Annotated in this window: 14 protein-coding genes; 12 read left to right on the forward strand and 2 right to left on the reverse strand. The window is 62.9% G+C overall.

Translation table 11 applies throughout. The features are described from left to right. Window positions 1-591 precede the first annotated feature (591 nt). From LDZ28_RS02410 to LDZ28_RS02435, 6 genes are all read left to right on the forward strand, one after another. Window positions 592-1782 (forward strand): phosphoglycerate kinase, encoded by a 1191-nt coding sequence (locus tag LDZ28_RS02410; protein ID WP_244827146.1) that lies wholly within the window; start codon window positions 592-594, stop codon window positions 1780-1782. Between the two features lie 343 nt (window positions 1783-2125). Beyond that, window positions 2126-3634, forward strand: coding sequence for a pyruvate kinase (gene pyk / locus LDZ28_RS02415; protein WP_370652122.1), 1509 nt, complete (start codon window positions 2126-2128; stop codon window positions 3632-3634). 181 nt (window positions 3635-3815) lie between these two features. Then, entirely contained in the window at window positions 3816-4706 is an 891-nt protein-coding gene (locus LDZ28_RS02420) for a phosphoribosylaminoimidazolesuccinocarboxamide synthase (protein ID WP_244827147.1), read from the forward strand. A 72-nt stretch (window positions 4707-4778) separates the two neighbouring features. Continuing rightward, a complete protein-coding gene (gene purE / locus LDZ28_RS02425; RefSeq protein ID WP_244827148.1) occupies window positions 4779-5300 on the forward strand; it encodes a 5-(carboxyamino)imidazole ribonucleotide mutase in 522 nt (173 codons plus the stop codon). A gap of 102 nt (window positions 5301-5402) precedes the next feature. Further along, window positions 5403-6590 (forward strand): 5-(carboxyamino)imidazole ribonucleotide synthase, encoded by a 1188-nt coding sequence (locus LDZ28_RS02430; RefSeq protein WP_244827149.1) that lies wholly within the window; start codon window positions 5403-5405, stop codon window positions 6588-6590. A gap of 21 nt (window positions 6591-6611) precedes the next feature. Continuing rightward, the gene (locus tag LDZ28_RS02435; protein WP_244827150.1) at window positions 6612-7649 is read left to right on the forward strand and encodes an L-threonylcarbamoyladenylate synthase; all 1038 of its coding nucleotides are present in this window, start codon (window positions 6612-6614) and stop codon (window positions 7647-7649) included. Window positions 7650-7754: 105 nt separating this feature from the next. Here LDZ28_RS02435 and LDZ28_RS02440 read toward each other — a convergent pair whose 3' ends face one another. Beyond that, complete coding sequence (locus tag LDZ28_RS02440) at window positions 7755-8864, reverse strand: SGNH/GDSL hydrolase family protein (RefSeq protein WP_244827151.1); 1110 nt, start codon at window positions 8862-8864, stop codon at window positions 7755-7757. A 299-nt stretch (window positions 8865-9163) separates the two neighbouring features. Continuing rightward, a complete protein-coding gene (gene dacB / locus LDZ28_RS02445; RefSeq protein WP_244827967.1) occupies window positions 9164-10771 on the reverse strand; it encodes a D-alanyl-D-alanine carboxypeptidase/D-alanyl-D-alanine-endopeptidase in 1608 nt (535 codons plus the stop codon). A 284-nt stretch (window positions 10772-11055) separates the two neighbouring features. Here dacB and LDZ28_RS02450 point away from each other — a divergent pair, with 284 nt between their 5' ends. From LDZ28_RS02450 to LDZ28_RS02475, 6 genes are all read left to right on the forward strand, one after another. Next, entirely contained in the window at window positions 11056-11718 is a 663-nt protein-coding gene (locus LDZ28_RS02450) for a response regulator (RefSeq protein ID WP_244827152.1), read from the forward strand. Beyond that, on the forward strand, window positions 11718-13019 hold the full coding sequence (locus LDZ28_RS02455) for an ATP-binding protein (RefSeq protein ID WP_244827153.1): 1302 nt from the start codon (window positions 11718-11720) through the stop codon (window positions 13017-13019). Before LDZ28_RS02450 ends, LDZ28_RS02455 begins: the two co-directional genes overlap by 1 nt. 568 nt (window positions 13020-13587) lie before the next feature. Further along, entirely contained in the window at window positions 13588-15357 is a 1770-nt protein-coding gene (locus LDZ28_RS02460; protein ID WP_244827154.1) for a YadA-like family protein, read from the forward strand. A 191-nt stretch (window positions 15358-15548) separates the two neighbouring features. Then, window positions 15549-17066, forward strand: coding sequence for a DegQ family serine endoprotease (locus LDZ28_RS02465; protein WP_244827155.1), 1518 nt, complete (start codon window positions 15549-15551; stop codon window positions 17064-17066). A gap of 329 nt (window positions 17067-17395) precedes the next feature. Then, the gene (locus LDZ28_RS02470; RefSeq protein ID WP_244827156.1) at window positions 17396-17878 is read left to right on the forward strand and encodes a carboxypeptidase regulatory-like domain-containing protein; all 483 of its coding nucleotides are present in this window, start codon (window positions 17396-17398) and stop codon (window positions 17876-17878) included. 150 nt (window positions 17879-18028) lie between these two features. Then, entirely contained in the window at window positions 18029-18406 is a 378-nt protein-coding gene (locus tag LDZ28_RS02475; RefSeq protein WP_244827157.1) for a DUF427 domain-containing protein, read from the forward strand. Window positions 18407-18464: the final 58 nt, after the last annotated feature.

Below are 18464 nucleotides of genomic sequence, written 5' to 3' on the forward strand. Positions count from 1 at the left end.
AGGCGGCGAAAGACCGTTATTTTAGCGTGATTTCGCGACGGAACCGATCTCGAAGCGGCTTTCACGACGCTATAATTTCCCTTTCGCCGCCAAGTTGCCGGCAAAGTTTCCTTTCGTCGCGGTATTGCGCGCCGGATTGCGCGCGGGATCGGAACCAGCGTGGAGCCAGCGCCCGGCGCATCGGTTGGAAGCGGCCAAATACGCGTCATCATGGATTGGCCGCTAAAAGCATCCGGTGCTATCGGTTAAAATGCTGGTCTTTCCTGTTGCATCAAGCGAGGTCGAGAGTGTGTCCGGCAGTCACCGCGCAACGGTTCCCAAGCTCACCGCCTCAACGGAGCGCGCCCGGCATGTGCTTGTACTTGAGCGCCGCCGCCTGTCTGTTCCTTCGATCTCCTGCTTTCCCGGTTCCTCGCATTGCCTGTTTTGCCCGCGCGTTCGGCCCGCTCGCGCGGCCTTCGCCTCCGGCATGATCCGCGTGTCGTTGCCACGGCTAAAAGAAGTCCTCGAAGTCACGCGGCCACCCCACGAACCGGCCGGCACAAGCCGGTCTTCCTCGCCCGAACCGCTTTTCTACCTACGTTGACTCCCATGACGAAAGTATTGCGTTTCACCGACCTCATCTCCGAAGGCAAAGTCTCCGGCAAGCGTGTGTTCATCCGCGCGGATCTGAACGTGCCGCAAGACGATGCCGGCAACATCACCGAAGACACGCGCGTGCGCGCCTCGGTGCCGGCCATCGAGGCCGCGCTCGATGCAGGCGCTGCCGTAATGGTCACGTCCCATCTGGGCCGCCCGACCGAAGGCCAGTTCAAGCCGGAAGACTCGCTCGCGCCCGTCGCGAAGCGTCTGTCCGAATTGCTCGGCCGCGACGTGCCGCTCGTCGCGAACTGGGTCGATGGCGTCGAGGTTCAGCCGGGCAACGTCGTGCTGCTCGAAAATTGCCGCTGCAACAAGGGCGAGAAGAAGAACGACGACGGCCTCGCGCAACAACTCGCGAAACTCTGCGACATCTATGTGAACGACGCCTTCGGCACCGCACATCGCGCGGAAGTAACCACGCACGGCATCGCGAAGTACGCGCCGGTCGCGTGCGCGGGCCCGCTGCTCGCCGCCGAACTCGATGCGCTCGGCAAGGCGCTCGGCAACCCGAAGCGTCCGCTCGTCGCCATCGTCGCCGGGTCGAAGGTTTCGACCAAGCTGACCATTCTGAAGTCGCTGGCGGAGAAGGTGGATCAACTGATCGTCGGCGGCGGTATCGCCAACACGTTCATGCTGGCCTCGGGCCTGAAAATCGGCAAGTCGCTCGCCGAAGCCGATCTCGTCGACGAAGCGAAGGAAATCATCGATCAGGCGCGCACGCGCGGCGCATCCGTGCCTATTCCGAGCGATGTCGTCACCGCGAAGGAATTCGCCGCGACCGCGAAAGCCGAAACCAAGCCCGTGGCGGATGTGTCCGACGACGACCTGATCCTCGATATTGGTCCGGACACCGCGAAGGCGCTCGCCGCGCAACTGGAAACGGCGGGCACGATCGTGTGGAACGGCCCCGTCGGCGTATTCGAGTTCGACCAGTTCGGCAACGGCACGAAGACGCTCGCGCAGGCCATTGCGAGTTCGTCGGCATTCTCCATCGCGGGCGGCGGCGACACGCTCGCGGCCATCGCGAAGTACAACATTCACGACAAGGTGAGCTACATCTCGACCGGCGGCGGCGCGTTCCTCGAATTCCTGGAAGGCAAGACGCTGCCCGCGGTCGAAGTGCTCGAGTCGCGGGCTTAAGGTCTTGACGACCCGAGGAAATCCGGCGAAGGCAGGCAAGAAGGGCGCGCAGGAAGCCGGCGGCGCGCAAAAAGACGGAATCAGAAACGTAGTGGCGGGCGGGGCATCGGGCGACGAGCTCGACGCCGCCGCGCTCGCGGCGCGGGCCATTGCCGAAGCGGCTCAGAACACCGAGCCGTCGTCCGGCGAAGCCCGCGCGCAGAATCAGCAACCGAGGCAGAACGAAGACGCGGCATCGCCGGCACCAACGGCGGCGCCCGTCATCATCGGCGGCTTGCCCGCTCATGCAATCAAGCAAATCGATAAAGCGACGCCGGCACGATCCGGCGCGCGCGCGCAACCGGTGAGCAACACCTCACCGTCGGCGCAACGTGCTCGCAGCGTCACGGGCGGTCCTACAGAGACGAGGAATTCCATGCATCGCGCTACCAAAATTGTTGCCACCATCGGTCCGGCATCGAGCAGTCCCGAGATCCTGCTGCAGATGATGCAAGCGGGGCTCGACGTCGTTCGCTTCAACTTTTCGCACGGCACCGCCGACGATCATCGCCAGCGCGCCGAATGGGTGCGCGAGGCCGCGCGTCAGACGGGCCGCGAAGTCGCCATCATGGCCGACCTGCAAGGCCCGAAAATCCGCGTCGGCAAGTTCGAGAACAACAAGACGATGCTCGTCGCGGGCAACAGTTTCGTGCTCGACGCCAATTGCGAACTTGGCAACAACGAGCGCTGCGGACTCGACTACAAAGACCTGCCGCGCGATTTGCGCGCCGGCGACGTGCTCCTGCTGAACGACGGCCTGATTGTCCTCGACGTCACGCGCGTGATCGGCGAAGAGATTCACACGGTCGTGAAGGTCGGCGGCGAGTTGTCGAACAACAAGGGCATCAACCGGCAGGGCGGCGGACTCACGGCGCCGGCGCTGACCGAGAAGGACATGGAGGACATCAAGACGGCGATGTCGCTCGGCGCGGATTTCGTCGCGGTGTCGTTCCCGAAAAACGCGACGGACATGGAAATGGCGCGTCAACTCGCGAACATCGCGGGCGCGCCTTACGGCATCAAGCCGAAGATGATCGCGAAGATCGAGCGCGCCGAAGCCATTCCGGCGCTGCAAGGCATTCTCGATGCGTCGGACGGCATCATGGTGGCGCGCGGCGATCTCGCGGTGGAGGTGGGCAACGCGGCCGTGCCCGCGCTGCAAAAGCGCATGATCCGCATGGGGCGCGAGTCGAACAAGCTCGTCATCACCGCCACGCAGATGATGGAATCCATGATCCACGCGCCCGTGCCGACCCGCGCGGAAGTGTCGGACGTGGCCAACGCCGTGCTCGACGGCACCGACGCCGTGATGCTTTCCGCCGAAACCGCGGCGGGCAAGTATCCGGTGACGACCATCGAGACGATGGCCGCCATCTGCGTCGAAGCCGAGAAGTCGGAAGAGTCGCAACTGGACCGCGATTTCCTCGACCGCACGTTCACGCGCATCGACCAGTCCATTGCCATGGGCGCGCTGTTTACGGCGTTCCATCTCGGCGCGAAGGCGGTCGTGGCGCTGACCGAATCCGGTTCGACCGCGCTGTGGATGTCGCGTCACTGGACGCATGTGCCGATCTTCGCGCTCACGCCGCGCGTGGCGAGCGAGCGCACGATGTCGCTATATCGCAATGTCACGCCGTTGCATCTCGATACCAACATGGACCGCGACGACGCGCTCAATCAGGCGCTGGAAGTGGTCGTGTCGAAGGGATACGCGGCGCGCGGCGACATGGTCGTGCTCACCGTCGGTGAGCCGATGGGCGCGGCGGGTGGCACCAACACGCTGAAGATCGTGCGCGTCGGCGATCATTTCTGAGCGCGCGTAGAGCGAAAAAACGCTTTCGGATGAGCGCGAATTCAGCCTGATCCGAGCCAGGCGTTATTTGTAAAGTAAAATCAACGGGTTCCGGCGACGGGACCCGTTCCCATTTCTTTTCGCCGCTCATGGCAACCTGAGCGGCGGTCAACATTTCTCCGTACCTCTTCGGACCATGACGATGTCCACGCTATACGAATCCACGATCAAATCGCTGCCGCTGCTCGGCCGCGGCAAGGTTCGCGACAACTATGCCGTCGGTCAGGACAAGCTCCTGATCGTTACGACCGACCGCCTCTCCGCATTCGACGTCGTCATGGGCGAGCCGATTCCGAACAAGGGCCGAGTGCTCAATCAGATGGCCGACTTCTGGTTCGAGAAGCTCGGTCATATCGTGCCGAATCACAATACGGGTATCGATCCGGCGAGCGTCGTCGCGCCGGACGAGGTGGCGCAGGTGACGGGCCGCGCGGTCGTGGTGAAGCGTCTCGAACCGATTTTGGTGGAAGCGGTCGTGCGCGGCTATCTCGCGGGCAGCGGCTGGAAGGACTATCAAGCGACGGGCGCGGTCTGCGGCGTGGAATTGCCGCCCGGCCTGCAAAACGCGCAGAAGTTGCCCGAGCCCATTTTCACGCCCGCCGCGAAGGCCGAAATGGGCCATCACGACGAGAACATCACGTACGACGACATGGAACGGCGCATCGGCACCGAACTGTCGGCCACCATCCGTCGCATTTCCATTCAGTTGTACAAGGAAGCCGCCGAGTATGCGGCGACGCGCGGCATCATCATCGCGGATACCAAGTTCGAGTTCGGCCTCGACAACAAGGGCGAGCTGTTTCTGATGGACGAAGTGCTCACCGCCGACTCCTCGCGCTTCTGGCCGGCCGACGGCTATCAGGTCGGCACGAACCCGCCGTCGTTCGACAAGCAGTTCGTGCGCGACTGGCTCGAAACGCAGCCGTGGAAGAAGGAACCGCCCGCGCCGAAGCTGCCCGACGAAGTCGTCGCCAAGACCGCCGAGAAGTATCAGGAAGCGTTGCAGCGCCTGACCGGGCAGACGCTCGCGTAACACCCGTATCGCGCGCGGTCATTTGGAAGAGATGACGGCGCGCCCGAACCAACGCCCAAGGAAAGCAGCTAAATGAGCGAAGTACAGACCGGAGCGCATTCGCACGATGCGCCGCTCGTCGGCGTGTTGATGGGTTCCAGCTCCGACTGGGACGTCATGAAGCACGCCGTCGCGATCTTGCAGGAATTCGGCGTGCCTTATGAAGCGAAGGTGGTGTCCGCGCATCGCATGCCGGACGAGATGTTCGGTTATGCCGAAAGCGCCCGCGCGCGCGGCGTGCAGGCGATCATCGCGGGCGCGGGCGGCGCGGCGCATCTGCCGGGCATGCTGGCCGCCAAGACCACGGTGCCGGTGCTCGGCGTGCCGGTGGCGAGCAAGTATCTGAAGGGCGTGGATTCGCTGCATTCCATCGTGCAGATGCCCAAGGGCGTGCCGGTCGCGACCTTCGCCATCGGCGAGGCGGGCGCGGCGAACGCGGCGCTCTTCGCGGTGTCCATTCTGAGCGTGACCAATGCGCGTTACGCCGAAGCGCTGGCCGCGTTCCGTGTGAAGCAGAACCAGGCCGCGCGCGATATGGCGCTGCCTCCGCTCTGAAGCGTTGAAACGTCGAAGCATTGAAGTGCGATGCCGCGCGCCCCTTTGCGCGGCGTCTGGAAATCAAACCAGCAAATCAGTCCCGGCAAGCCCCAGCCCACGATGAACCCAAACAAATCCCCGAACTCACCCATCCTGCCCGGCGCGTGGCTCGGCATGGTCGGCGGCGGCCAGCTCGGCCGCATGTTCTGCTTTGCCGCGCAGTCGATGGGTTACCGCGTCGCCGTGCTCGATCCTGACCAGACGAGTCCAGCGGGCGCGGTCGCTGATCGTCACATCCGCGCCGGTTACGAAGACAAGGCCGCGCTCACCGAACTCGGCCGCTTGTGCGCGGCGGTTTCCACCGAGTTCGAGAACGTGCCGTCGGCAAGTCTCGAATTCCTCGCTTCGTGCACGTTCGTGAGCCCGGCGGCGAGTTGCGTGGCAATTGCGCAGGATCGCGTTGCGGAGAAGCGGTTTATCGCCGAGGCGGGCGTGCCGGTCGCGCCGCACGTGGTGATCGAATCGCCGGAAGCGCTTGCAGCGTTGTCGGACGAGAAGATCGCGGCAGTGCTGCCCGGCATTCTCAAGACCGCGCGTCTTGGCTATGACGGCAAGGGACAGGTGAGCGTGCGCAACGTGCAGGAAGTGCGGAACGCGTATGGCTCGCTGTCGGGCGTGCCGTGCGTGCTCGAAAAACGCATGCCGTTGAAGTACGAAGTGTCCGTGCTGATCGCGCGTGGCGGCGACGGCAAGTCGGCCGTGTTCCCGCTTGCGCAGAATTCGCATGTCGGCGGCATTCTGGCAAAGACCGTCGTGCCCGCGCCCGATGCGCCCGCCGCGCTCGTCGCGCAGGCGCAGGATTCGGCGTTGACCATCGCGGCGAAGCTGGGCTATGTCGGCGTGTTGTGCGTCGAATTCTTCGTGCTGGAAGACGGAACGCTCATCGCCAATGAAATGGCGCCGCGTCCGCACAATTCCGGCCATTACACGGTCGATGCCTGCGCCACGAGCCAGTTCGAACAGCAAGTCCGCGCGATGACCGGCATGCCGCTCGGCGATACGCGCCAGCATTCGCCCGCCGCAATGCTGAATCTGCTCGGCGATATCTGGTTCAACGGCGATAAGCAACGTGCTCCCGCCTGGACCGACGTCGTGGCAATGCCGGCTGCGCGCCTGCATCTGTACGGCAAGGAAGAAGCGCGCCATGGCCGCAAGATGGGCCACATCAACTTCACGGCGGCGACGCTGGAAGAGGCGCGCACGGCGGCGCGCGACTGTGCGCGCATGCTGCATATCGCGCTCGATTGAAAGACTTGAAGCAGTAAGGCAATGACCATCATCCATCCGAGCGCCGCGCAGATCGACGAAGCAGCGGCCCTGCTCGACGCAGGCGAACTTGTCGCGTTTCCGACTGAAACGGTCTACGGCCTCGGCGGCGATGCCGAGAATCCCGAAGCCATCGCGCGCATCTATGCCGCGAAGGGCAGGCCGGCGAATCATCCGGTGATCGTGCATCTCGCGCCCGAAGCCGATCCAGGCTATTGGGTAAGCGCGTTGCCGGCGGACGCACAAAGGCTCATCGACGCCTTCTGGCCCGGACCCTTGACGCTCATCCTCAAGCGCGCGGAGCATATTCCGGCGGCGGTGAGCGGCGGGCAGGATTCGGTGGGCATTCGTTGCCCGTCGCACCCGGTGGCGCAGCGGCTGTTGTCGGCGTTTCACGTTTTACGCAGCGGAACGGGCAAGCAGGGCGGCGTGGCGGGGCCTTCGGCGAATCGCTTCGGACACGTAAGTCCGACGAGCGCACAACATGTTCGCGATGAATTCGGCGTGAGCGTTCATGTGCTCGATGGCGGGACGGCGCAAGTGGGAATCGAATCGACGATTCTGGATTTGTCGCGCGGCTTTCCCGCTTTGTTGCGGCCGGGACACGTGAGTCCGCGGCAGATCGCGGATGTGATCGGCGTCGCGCCGAGATTGCCGGATGGAACGGATGCCACCGCGCCGCGTGCCTCGGGCACGCTGAAGGCGCATTACGCGCCAAGGACGCCGCTCGCGTTGCTGCCTTTCGCGGCGATCGAACCGATCCTCGTTGCGGCCCGCGCCAATGCGCGCGACAAGAAAATCGCGCTGGTGGCGCGCGCGTCGAGCGCAGGCGATTGGGCGCGCGATTCCGGCGTGCACTTCGTGGCTGCACCTGAAGACCCGCAGAGTTACGCGCGGGAGTTGTATGGCTTGCTGCGGGCGCTGGATCGGGCGAATGTCGAACGCATTCTCATCGAGAAGCTGCCGGAATCGGTCGAGTGGATCGCGGTGAATGATCGGCTGGGAAGAGCGGCGGCGGCGTTCGAAGGGGAAGGCGCTTAGCTCGCTCATGTTCGCTTCGACAGCGACGCGAAGGATCGTCCACGGCAAAAAGAAACCGCCCGGAAAACCATCTCCGGGCGGCTCGCCGACTTCCAATAAACCGGACTACTTACCCAACCCCGCCGCCGCGACCTTCTGCTCCGCCGTCTGCGCATACAGCGCATGCAGATGCGTCGTCGGGTGCACGGTGTCCGCGTACATATAAAGTTGATCCGCGTTGGCCACCGTGTAGTTCTGCGGCGAGCAGAAAAGCGAAGTGGCGAACGCTTGCGGATTCGGCTCGCCGAAAGCCGCTGCTGCCGCGGCCATCGCCTGCAGATTGCACGCCGTGCCGGTATTCGACACCGTGAATCCGTACTGCCCGAAGTTGGCCGTGATATTAGCGAGCGCCGGCACGATATCCAGGTAAATCACCTTCGACATCAGGCCCGTTTGCGTCAACGCGGCGGCAAGCGCCTGATTGAAGCCAAGCGATGCCTGCGTCAGCAGCGCCTTGACGGCCGCGTTGCTCATCATGCCCTGCGGCGTGGTGCCGATATCCGGCACGTTCGACACCAGCACATGCGTTGCGCCATGCTGCAGCACCGAGCCGATGACGCCCGCCAGATCGATCGCCGATTGCACGATCGCGGTGGTCGCCTGCGCTGGCGTCATCTGTCCTGCCTGCACGGCCGTGAGGTTGTACAGAATATCGTTCGCGCCGCCATTGACGATGACGAGCTGATTCGAATTGAAGCTACCGTGCGACGCCAGATAGTTCGTCACCTGTTGCGCCACCGGCACCGTCAGCGCGCCCGTGTAATTGGCCGGATCGGTCGTCGCATGACTCACGCCGATAGGATTGGTCACGCGCGATCCGCCCTGCGCGTAGCCGAGCCCCGATTGCGCCTGGGGCGGCGTGCCGAAGCCACCGGTCATCGCGGGCGTGAGCGTGTCGCCGTAGTATTGCGCGACATCCTGAACCCACACCTGACCGGGATTCGTCGTGAAGCGGCCGCCGCCGAAGTTCGCCGCCGCCACCGGCGCGTAGGTGCCGACGTCGGAGAGGCTATCGCCGAAAGAGACGACTTGCAGTTTGACACCGCCCGGCGGCAACGAATTGTTGTTGTCGTCGCCACCGCCGCCGCACGCGGCAATCAGGGCGAAAGCGGCGCTCGCCGTGGCGATTCGGGCGTAGCGCACCAGGGCGGCGCGCGTCGAGAGTTGCTTCTTCATGGACCTCGTCTCCAATTTTCGGTGTTATCTGTTTGAATCCGCAGCGCGTGTGCCTTGTGTTGGCCCGCGTGTCTGTCTGCGTTTCGTCCGGCGTGCGCCTCGATACGCGCGTGCGCTCGAACGAATTGTGCATCACGAAGGTGGTCGAGTCATCCTTCCGTCATGCGTGCCCGACAGCGTACACGGCGCGCGTGCAGGCGCGGGCGGTCTTCGTAGAAGAAATCTTCGGTCCGCCTTGCCGGGCGCGGGTTTGGCTCAATTGCATCGCGCCTGCCTCCTATGCTTGGCGCAACGCGCGTTCAGTCTTCGATGCCCGGCTTGCGCGCGCCTTCGTACACCCATTCGAGGAGCGCGTCGTGCGCGGCGCGTGCTGCCTCGGCGCGCGGATCGTTGATGAAGCTCACCACGACATAACTCTCGCCATTGGCCGCGCCGACGTAGCCCGCGATCGCCCGGACATCGCGCAAGGTGCCGGTCTTGATGTGCGCATTGCCGAACGCCCCCGCGTTGGTCAGGCGGTTGCGCATGGTGCCGTCCACGCCGGCAATGGGCAGCGATTCGACGAACACTTGCGCGACCGGACTCGCGTTCGCCGCTTGCAGAAGGTCGGCGAGCGAGAGCGCGGAGATGGTTTCGTCGCGCGAGAGTCCGGAGCCGTTGTCGAGCACGAGACCGGCCATTGGCAGGGCGCTTTTCTTGAGAAACGTCTGGATGGCCTGCGAGGATTTGGCGGTCGTAGCGGGCGGTTTCAGTTGCGCCGCGCCGATCGTCAGAAACAGATTTCGCGCCATCACGTTGTTACTGAACTTGTTGATGTCGCGCACGATATCCGACAGCACCGGGCTGCGATGCGTGCCGACGAGCCGCGCCGACGAAGGCGTCGGGCCTTCGCGCGTGGCGCCCTGAAACGTGCCGCCCGCCTGCTTCCACAGCGCGAGGAAGCCGCCTGCGAAGAACGTCGAATGGTCGAGCGCGGCGACGTTGATGGTGCGCGAGCCGCAGCGCAACGGATAGTCGCCGATGAAGGACGCCTGCACGAAGCCGCCCTGCGTCTGCGCCACGCTCGGCGATGCGGACGGCAACGTGCCCGCGCACGCGCCGCGCGTCACGCGCAATTCGTTGTCGATCTGCAGTTGCGCCAGTTGCGGCAATACGTCGATAGATACCTGCCCGTCCGGATTCGGCGTGAGCGTGAAGGTAAGCGACTTGAACGCGTAGAGCAGCGGATCGGGACCGACGTTGTAGGGCGCGGCATCGTCGTTATCGAACGCGGGCAGATCGCGCGTGGAGGCGTCGAAATAGCGCTTGTCGAGCACGAGCGCGCCATCGATTCCCGTGATGCCGTTCTTGCGTATCTGATCGACGAGATCGATCAGTTCTTCCGGCACGAGCTTCGGGTCACCCGTGCCCTGAATGTAGAGATTGCCGTGCAGCACGCCTTGTGCGTCGACATCGCCATCGGCGTAGGCGGTGGTTTTCCAGCGGTAGTCGGGGCCGAGCAGCGAGAGGCCCGAGTAAGTCGTGACGAGCTTCATCGTCGATGCGGGGAGCATTGGCCGGTCCGCGTTGATCGTCACGAGCGGCACGGGCGCGCCGATACGTTGCACGACTACGCTCATCGACGAAAGCGGGATGTGCGCGTGAGCGAGCGCCGCCATGACCGGCGCGGGCAGTGGCCCGGCGGGCACGCGTTCTCGTGCGGCGACGGCTTTCTCGGCTCTGGACGCCTTGCCTGCGCGCTTTGCCTTCGCGCCGCCATGCGCCGCGCGCTCGGGCGCCTGCGCTTGCGATTCGGACTTCGAGCCGCCACGCGCTTGTGCTTCGGGCATGTGAGCGATGACGGCAAAGCCGATTGCGGCGGCGAGTGCAAACGACGAACAGCGAGAAACGAGCGAGGCAAGCGGCATGGGCGTGCTTTTGGTGTTGTTAGGCGAAGCCCACACGGGCGAAAGGCTCATTGTAGACAAGCTGGCTTGCGAAAATCGTACGAATAGGGGTTTGCGGGCTGGCCAAGGGCGGCGAGCAAGCGCGCCCCTCGTCACATCGCGTGATCAAGCGTCATAGATTCCAGCACCCTGCAAGATTCATCACATCCACCCATTAAGCCTTGCTTAAGCCTGCCCGCGCGCGGCAAAGCTAGAATGGCTACGACTTTCAAAGCCGGTCTCCCCAACCACGAAGACGAGATGCCATGCGAATCCTGCTAGTCGAAGATGACCGGATGATCGCCGAAGGTGTGCGCAAGGCGCTGCGCGCGGACGGCTTCGCGGTCGACTGGGTGCAGGACGGCGAGGCCGCGCTGACGGCCGTCGGCGGCGAGCCCTACGACCTGATGCTGCTAGACCTCGGCTTGCCCAAGCGCGATGGCATCGACGTCCTCAGGACGCTGCGCGCACGTGCGAACGCATTGCCGGTGTTGATCGTGACGGCGCGCGACGCCATCGCCGATCGCGTGAAAGGACTCGATGCCGGCGCCGACGATTACCTCGTCAAGCCCTTCGATCTCGACGAACTCGGCGCACGCATGCGGGCGCTCATCCGTCGTCATGCGGGACGCGGCGAATCGCTCGTGCGTCATGGTCAACTCACGCTCGACCCGGTCGGTCATCAGGTGACGCTCGCGGGCGCGCCCGTCGCGCTCTCGGCGCGCGAATTCGCGTTGCTCGAAGCGTTGATGGCGCGTCCGGGCGCCGTGCTCTCGAAGAGTCAGCTCGAAGAGAAAATCTACGGCTGGGGTGAGGAAATCGGCAGCAATACGGTCGAGGTCTACATCCACTCGCTGCGCAAGAAGCTCGGCGCGGACCTCATTCGCAACGTGCGCGGCTTGGGTTACATGGTCGCGAAGGACGCCTGATGCGGTCCATCCGCCGGCAATTGCTTATCTGGCTGCTCGCGCTCGTCATTGTCGGCGTGGGCTTCGCCGGATGGCTCATCTACCGGCAGGCGCTCGCCGAAGCCAACGAACTCTTCGATTATCAATTGCAGCAGATCGCGGCGGCGCTGCCTTCGGAGCCGTTTTCGTCGGTGCTCACGTCGCGCAGCGAAAGCGACGAGGGCGTCGTCATCCAGATCTGGAATCGCAACGGCGTGCTGATGTACTACTCGCATCCGCGCGTACCGCTCGCGCCGCACGCCGAACTCGGCTTCTCGACGGAAATGACGGCGCGTGGCGAGTGGCGCGTGTATAGCGCGATCGTCGGCGACAACGTCGTGCAACTCGCGCAGCCGCTTTCGATACGCAACCGCGTCGCGGCGGGCGTCGCGTGGCGCACGTTGTGGCCGCTGGTCCTGTTGCTGCCGCTGCTCGGGCTTGCGATCTGGGTGATCGTCGGACGCGGGCTTGCGCCCTTGCAGCGTGTGACGAGCGCGCTCGATACACGGCATCCCGAAGCACTCGATCCGCTTCCCAATCAACGCTTGCCACAGGAAGTGCAGCCGGTCGTGCGGGCGCTGAACGCGCTGCTGGTGCGATTGTCGACGGCGCTCGATACGCAAAAAGCCTTCGTCGCCGATGCCGCGCACGAGTTGCGCACGCCGCTTGCCGCCGTGCAGATTCAGGCGCAGCTCGTGGCGCGCGCGCAGGACGACGCATCGCGGCGCGAGGCGTTGCTCGATTTGCACGAAGGCATCGCGCGCGCCACGCGGCTAGCGGAGCAGTTGCTTGCGCTCGCGCGCTCGGAGCCGGACGGCAAGGGCGTGGCGACGAAAGTCGATCTCGCCGCGTTGCTCGAAACATGCGTGCGCGGTTACGTGCTCGTGGCGCAGGAGCGCGGCGTGGACCTCGGCATCGAGGCAAGCGAGCCCGCCACCGTGACGGGCGACGCGGATTCATTGCGCGTGATGTTCAACAATCTCATCGATAACGCGACGAAATACACGCCGCGCGGCGGCCGCGTGGATGTCTGCCTAAAAATAAAAGATGGACATTCAGTAGTCGAAATCGCGGATTCCGGGCCGGGCATTCCAGAGGACGAACGAGAAAGAGTATTCGACCGGTTTTATCGCGTGGGCGAAAGCGTGGACCGCGCGCGTACGGATGTGGCGGGCAGCGGGCTTGGGCTTGCCATCGTGCGGCGGATTGCGGATCAGCATGGGGCGGCTGTTCACCTTGGAGCGTCCGTCGCAGGCGGACTTCGAGTCGTGGTCACGTTTTGAGTTTCACGCGCTGATCTATACGGAATTGCCATGTGGTGACAGGGTGGGTCAGTGGCGTTGGGCTGCGCATATCAGTCAAACAGCGTCCAAACTGGGGCGTCGTCGTCGCTAAGAAAAAATTTCAGTTTCCGATTCTTCTCCAGTTGCTTTACAAGTTATCGCAGAATTGAAGCACAACCGAGTTAGCAACCTAGCGAAAAGCTGTAATGAAGTAACGCAAGATCATTTCAAATCCACACAATTAATTACTCGGTTCGGACCTGATTCTCTTTCGCTTGGACGGAAGGCTATTGACATCGGAAGACATTAGGAGCGCGCTTATGTCTCCCGACCACAAATTACCGTAAATTTCGTCTCACTGCAGGCGAGCTAGTTTTGATTGATCGACGTGCTTCAAGGCAGTTAAATCAACGAGACCCCTTAATGCTTGCAACTGTCAACGTCGGCTGCGCCCATTCGGTGACATTGCTCTCTTTGATTCGTTTTAACTCGCGATCCTTTTTGCTTTGAACGGATTCTCGTGCGAAGCAGTGTTTCATCGCATTCGATTTCACTCTTAGGTTTATTCATGAAGAAAGTTATTAATTCGTCGCAAACGCAATCGCGGTTTCTCTCGAAAGTCGTCCCCGCAGCATTGGCGGTCGGTGCTGTGGCTGCAGCAGTACCGCTCACGGCATCGGCCTCGGATATATGCATTAAAGACGCTTCAGGTGGCTATAAGTACGCAACTACCGGAGCCTCTTCATTAACGTCCTGTCCTTGGGCCGACTCCACGTTTGCCAACACTAATACCAACGATTACGTCCGGTTAGGTGATAGCGGCAATGCAGCAATGCAACTCAGCAACTCTACAGCTCAGTTCATGCTGACGAGTTCGGACAATACTGCGGCGTTTTTGTCGATGCAAAACCTGGGCAATGGCGGCGTGACGATTGACGGCCTGGCTCCGGGCGCCGTCAACGCGTCCAGCTTGCAGGCGGTCAATGGCTCGCAACTGTTTGGGCTATCAAAGTCGACGGCTGCTGCACTCGGCGGCGGTTCGACGGTTAATAGTGACGGTTCGATCACTCAGCCGAGTTACGCGCTGACGAACGCCAACTCGATCAATGGCACGTCTGGCGCCGCTACGGACGTCGGCACGGCTTTCGGTACGGTCGATGCAGCGTTGGGCAAGCTCAACTCGAACGTGACGCAAAACACAGCCGACATCGCGAACCTCAACACCGGACTCACAAACGGCACACTCGGCTTGGTTCAGCAAGACCCGACGACACGCAATATCACCGTAGCAAAAGCCACCGATGGTACGGTTGTCGACGTAACGGGTACTGCAGGTGCTCGGACCGTGACGGGCGTTGCGGCTGGCGCAGTCTCCGCAACCAGTCTTGATGCAATCAACGGCTCGCAGCTCTACGCTACCAACCAGAACGTGGCCCAAAACACGTCCAACATTGCGCAAAACACGTCCGACATCGCGGCGCTGAGTACAAACGTCGCTCAGAACACGTCGGATATTGCTTCGCTGAACACGAACGTCGCTCAGAACACCTCGGATATCGCAAAGAACACCTCCGATATCAACAATATCAACACGCAACTGGCGAGCGGCGGCCTTGGCCTCGTCAAGCAAGACGCAACGACGCAAAACATCACCGTCGCGAAGGACACGGGCGGCACGGTCGTCGACATGACGGGCACCGATGGCACGCGTACGGTGACCGGCGTATCGGCTGGCGCCCTGAGCGCTGATAGTACCGACGCAGTCAACGGCTCGCAGCTCTATCAAACGAACCAAAACGTTTCGAGTCTGGCGCAGCAATTGAGCAACGTCGAAGGCGCTGCTTCAACGGTCGCTTCGCAAAAGACCGATACCCCCGCTGTTGCGTCCGGCACCGACTCGACCGCCCTCGGAAATGGCTCGAAGGCAACGGGTAACAACTCCGTCGCGCTGGGTAGCGGTTCTGTCGCGGACGAAGACAACACCGTCTCGATCGGCTCGAAGGGCAACGAACGTCGCCTGACGAACGTCGCGCCGGGCATCAACGGTACCGACGGCGTCAACATGAACCAGTTGAACGCAGTTCAAAGCAACGTCGATACGGTAGCGCGTCAGGCATTTTCCGGCGTCGCCGCCGCGATGGCCATGCCGAACCTGACGCCGAGTCAGCCGGGCAAGACCGTGGTCGCAGCCGGTGTCGCGAACTACAAGGGCTACACGGCCATGGGCGTTGGCGGCACCTACCGTTCGCGTGACAGCCGCTGGCTCGTCAACGCTGCAGCTTCGATCACGCCGCACGGCGACGCAGGCGTGCGCGGTCAAGTCGGCTACGAGTTCTAAGCGCGCGGTTCGCGAGCGAGACCAAACCAGAAGCACGAAGCATCGATAAGGCAGTAAGCAGGGCGGCTATCCGAAAGGGTAGCCGCCCTTTTTGCATTTTTACGCACCTTAAGAAAGCTTTAAGCGACACCCCGTAATCTTCGTTCATCCAATGGCGCCTTCTCAAGCGCAACCCGTCAGGAGCACACACGATGAAAGCGAAGATTCTCACACGCAGCGCCGTCGCAGCAGCGGTCGCCGTTGCCTTGTCGGCGGGCTACGTGGCCGGCCATAACAACGTGCCCGCGCCGCAGGTCATCGCGCCCGCGCAAGCCGCGCTGATGCCTGCCGAAGCCGCGGCGAAGACCGGCGTTCCCGATTTCTCCGGCCTCGTCGAAACGTATGGTCCGGCCGTGGTGAATATCAGCGCGAAGCATGTCGTGAAGCAAACGTCCGCCCGACGCGGCAACGCGAATCAAGTGCCGATGGACCCCGACGATCCGTTCTATCAGTTCTTCAAGCGCTTTTATGGCGGCGTGCCCGGCATGGGCGGCGGCGATGGCGCGGGTCCCGGCGCGGACCGTCCGAGCGAAGGGCTGGGTTCGGGTTTCATCGTCAGCAACGACGGCTACATTCTCACCAACGCGCACGTGGTCGATGGCGCGAATGTCGTCACCGTCAAGCTCACGGACAAGCGCGAATATCGGGCGAAGGTGGTTGGCGCGGACAAGCAATCGGACGTCGCGGTGCTGAAGATCGACGCGAAAGATTTGCCCACGGTGAAAATCGGCGACCCCAACGGCAGCAAGGTCGGGCAGTGGGTGGTTGCCATCGGTTCGCCGTATGGCTTCGACAACACGGTGACCTCCGGCATCATCAGCGCGAAGTCGCGCGCGCTGCCCAACGAGAATTACACGCCGTTCATCCAGACCGATGTACCGGTGAATCCGGGCAATTCGGGTGGGCCGCTCTTCAATCTGCAAGGCGAAGTCATCGGCATCAATTCGATGATCTATTCGCAGACGGGCGGTTTCCAGGGACTTTCGTTCGCCATCCCGATCAACGAGGCGATCAAGGTAAAGGACGCGCTCATCAAAACGGGTCACGTCGATCGCGGCCGGCTCGGCGTAACGGTGCAAGGGCTGAATCAGACGCTCGCCAATTCGTTCGGCATGAAGTCGCCGCAAGGTGCGCTCGTGAGTTCGGTCGAGCCGGGCGGACCGGCCGCGAAGGCTGGCTTGCAACCCGGCGACGTGATTCTTTCGCTGAACGGCACGCAGGTGACGGATTCGACCTCGTTGCCGTCGCAAGTCGCGGGTCTTTCGCCGGGCACATCGGCGAAGGTGCAGGTGTGGCGCGACAAGAGCGCGAAGGATCTGACCGTGACGATCGGCGCGCTCAAGGACGCCAAGACCGCAAGCGCTGACGTGAAGGGCGACGACGATGGCGGCGCCGCCGCACAGGACGCGCGCCTCGGCGTCGCGGTGCGCCCGCTCACGCCGGAAGAGAAGCAGGAAAGCTCGGTGTCGCGCGGCTTGCTCGTGCAGCAATCGAACGGCGCGGCGGCGAATGCGGGTATCCAGGCAGGCGACGTGATTCTCGCGGTCAATGGCCAGCCGGTCACGACGGCGCAGCAGTTGAAGACGATGATCTCGCACGCGGGCGACAGCATCGCGCTGCTGATCCAGCGGGACAATGCGCAGATTTTCGTGCCGGTCGATCTTGGCTGATGGTGTACGTCGATGCGCGTCGTGCGGTTCGGAGTGGCGTGTTCGCGTCGCTCCGAAACGCGCTTGCGCATGCGGCATGAATGGCGCTTAGCGTCGCTGATTCGTCCGGAGTGCGTTTTCGATTGCGCAATGGATATCACGTTCTGCAATGGCTTTCGCATCATTCCACTAAGCGCGGTCCATCGAACGACAAAAGATCCCGCCCGAACGCGCAGGCACAAAGCATGCTCTACACCCCACTCGGTGCCCCATCGCGTGCAAAAGACGCATCGGGCGTGGCGTCGTCGGTGTGTTCGCATGCCGCGGCATCGAATAAAGGAGCCAACATAATGATGAGCAAGACCACGGGAAAACTGGCGACCGCGCTGCTGGTGACGGCGCTTTCGGCTGGAATGGCAGGCGGCGCATGGGCGCAGGCATCGAGCGCCGGCACGAGCGATACGTCGAGCGCGGGCAACGAAAACGGCGGCGGACTGCCGCAAATCGAACAGCAAGGCGATGTGTCCTACACGTCGGGCGGCGTCGGCCTCGACGAATCGCACGCCTTGCAGCGCGAACAAGCGCATTGGCCGCTATCGCTGCGCTTTACGGGTCCAACCGCGGATTACTTGTCGGGCGTGCACGTGCGGATCGTCGGCGGCAAAGGCGGTGAAGTGCTGAGCACCGATTCCATGGGACCTTACATGCTTGTCAAACTGCCGGCGGGCAGCTACACGGTCTACGCCAAGTACAAGGATCAGGAGAAGAAGCAGTCGGTCAATGTCTCCGGACCGGGCAAGGCAAAGGCGGCGTTTCACTGGAGCATCCAGTAACGATAATTCCCGCCGGTCCGGGCGAAATCCCGTCCACCCGGCGACCAAAGTTTGTCTCATAATGAAGCCACGGGCAGCACGCTCGTGGCTTTTTTGGTGACGAGGCGTCCAACGCGCCTCGCAAATTCGGCAGAGGCCGGAGGGCCCACGATGAGCACGGATCTGAACGACGGGCATGAAGCGGCGCATCGGATCGAGATCGCGCCGAACGGACGGCGCTGCCGCGTGATTCACCAGGGCGTCACTTACGCCGACACGCACGAAGCCGTGACGCTTTCCGAAACGGGCGCCGACGACGTGCACTATTTCCCGCGCGCCGACGTCAACATGGCGCGCCTGCAACGCTCCATCCATACATCGGACTGTCCGTTCAAGGGGCAGGCCACGCACTACCATCTGATGACCGAGGAAGGTCCGGTCGAAAACGCCGCCTGGAGTTACGAGGCGCCGCTCGAAAGCGCGCGGCAGATCGGCGGATATCTCGCGTTTTATGCATCGCGCGTCGATCGTATCGACGTGACTTCCTAGGCAGGGCGTCGAATAAAAGCGCCGAACTCGAGGCGCGCGAGCCGAAACGCAATAGCCA

Source organism: Caballeronia sp. TF1N1 (assembly GCF_022878925.1).
Lineage (GTDB): Bacteria > Pseudomonadota > Gammaproteobacteria > Burkholderiales > Burkholderiaceae > Caballeronia.

Bases quoted from the DNA above. Each gene is read 5' to 3' on its own strand.
- LDZ28_RS02410 (WP_244827146.1), top strand. From the start codon at position 592: ATGACGAAAGTATTGCGTTTCACCGACCTCATCTCCGAAGGCAAAGTC.
- LDZ28_RS02420 (WP_244827147.1), top strand. From the start codon at position 3,816: ATGTCCACGCTATACGAATCCACGATCAAATCGCTGCCGCTGCTCGGC.
- purE (WP_244827148.1), top strand. From the start codon at position 4,779: ATGAGCGAAGTACAGACCGGAGCGCATTCGCACGATGCGCCGCTCGTC.
- LDZ28_RS02430 (WP_244827149.1), top strand. From the start codon at position 5,403: ATGAACCCAAACAAATCCCCGAACTCACCCATCCTGCCCGGCGCGTGG.
- LDZ28_RS02435 (WP_244827150.1), top strand. From the start codon at position 6,612: ATGACCATCATCCATCCGAGCGCCGCGCAGATCGACGAAGCAGCGGCC.
- LDZ28_RS02440 (WP_244827151.1), bottom strand. From the start codon at position 8,864: ATGAAGAAGCAACTCTCGACGCGCGCCGCCCTGGTGCGCTACGCCCGA.
- dacB (WP_244827967.1), bottom strand. From the start codon at position 10,771: ATGCCGCTTGCCTCGCTCGTTTCTCGCTGTTCGTCGTTTGCACTCGCC.
- LDZ28_RS02450 (WP_244827152.1), top strand. From the start codon at position 11,056: ATGCGAATCCTGCTAGTCGAAGATGACCGGATGATCGCCGAAGGTGTG.
- LDZ28_RS02455 (WP_244827153.1), top strand. From the start codon at position 11,718: ATGCGGTCCATCCGCCGGCAATTGCTTATCTGGCTGCTCGCGCTCGTC.
- LDZ28_RS02460 (WP_244827154.1), top strand. From the start codon at position 13,588: ATGAAGAAAGTTATTAATTCGTCGCAAACGCAATCGCGGTTTCTCTCG.
- LDZ28_RS02465 (WP_244827155.1), top strand. From the start codon at position 15,549: ATGAAAGCGAAGATTCTCACACGCAGCGCCGTCGCAGCAGCGGTCGCC.
- LDZ28_RS02470 (WP_244827156.1), top strand. From the start codon at position 17,396: ATGATGAGCAAGACCACGGGAAAACTGGCGACCGCGCTGCTGGTGACG.
- LDZ28_RS02475 (WP_244827157.1), top strand. From the start codon at position 18,029: ATGAGCACGGATCTGAACGACGGGCATGAAGCGGCGCATCGGATCGAG.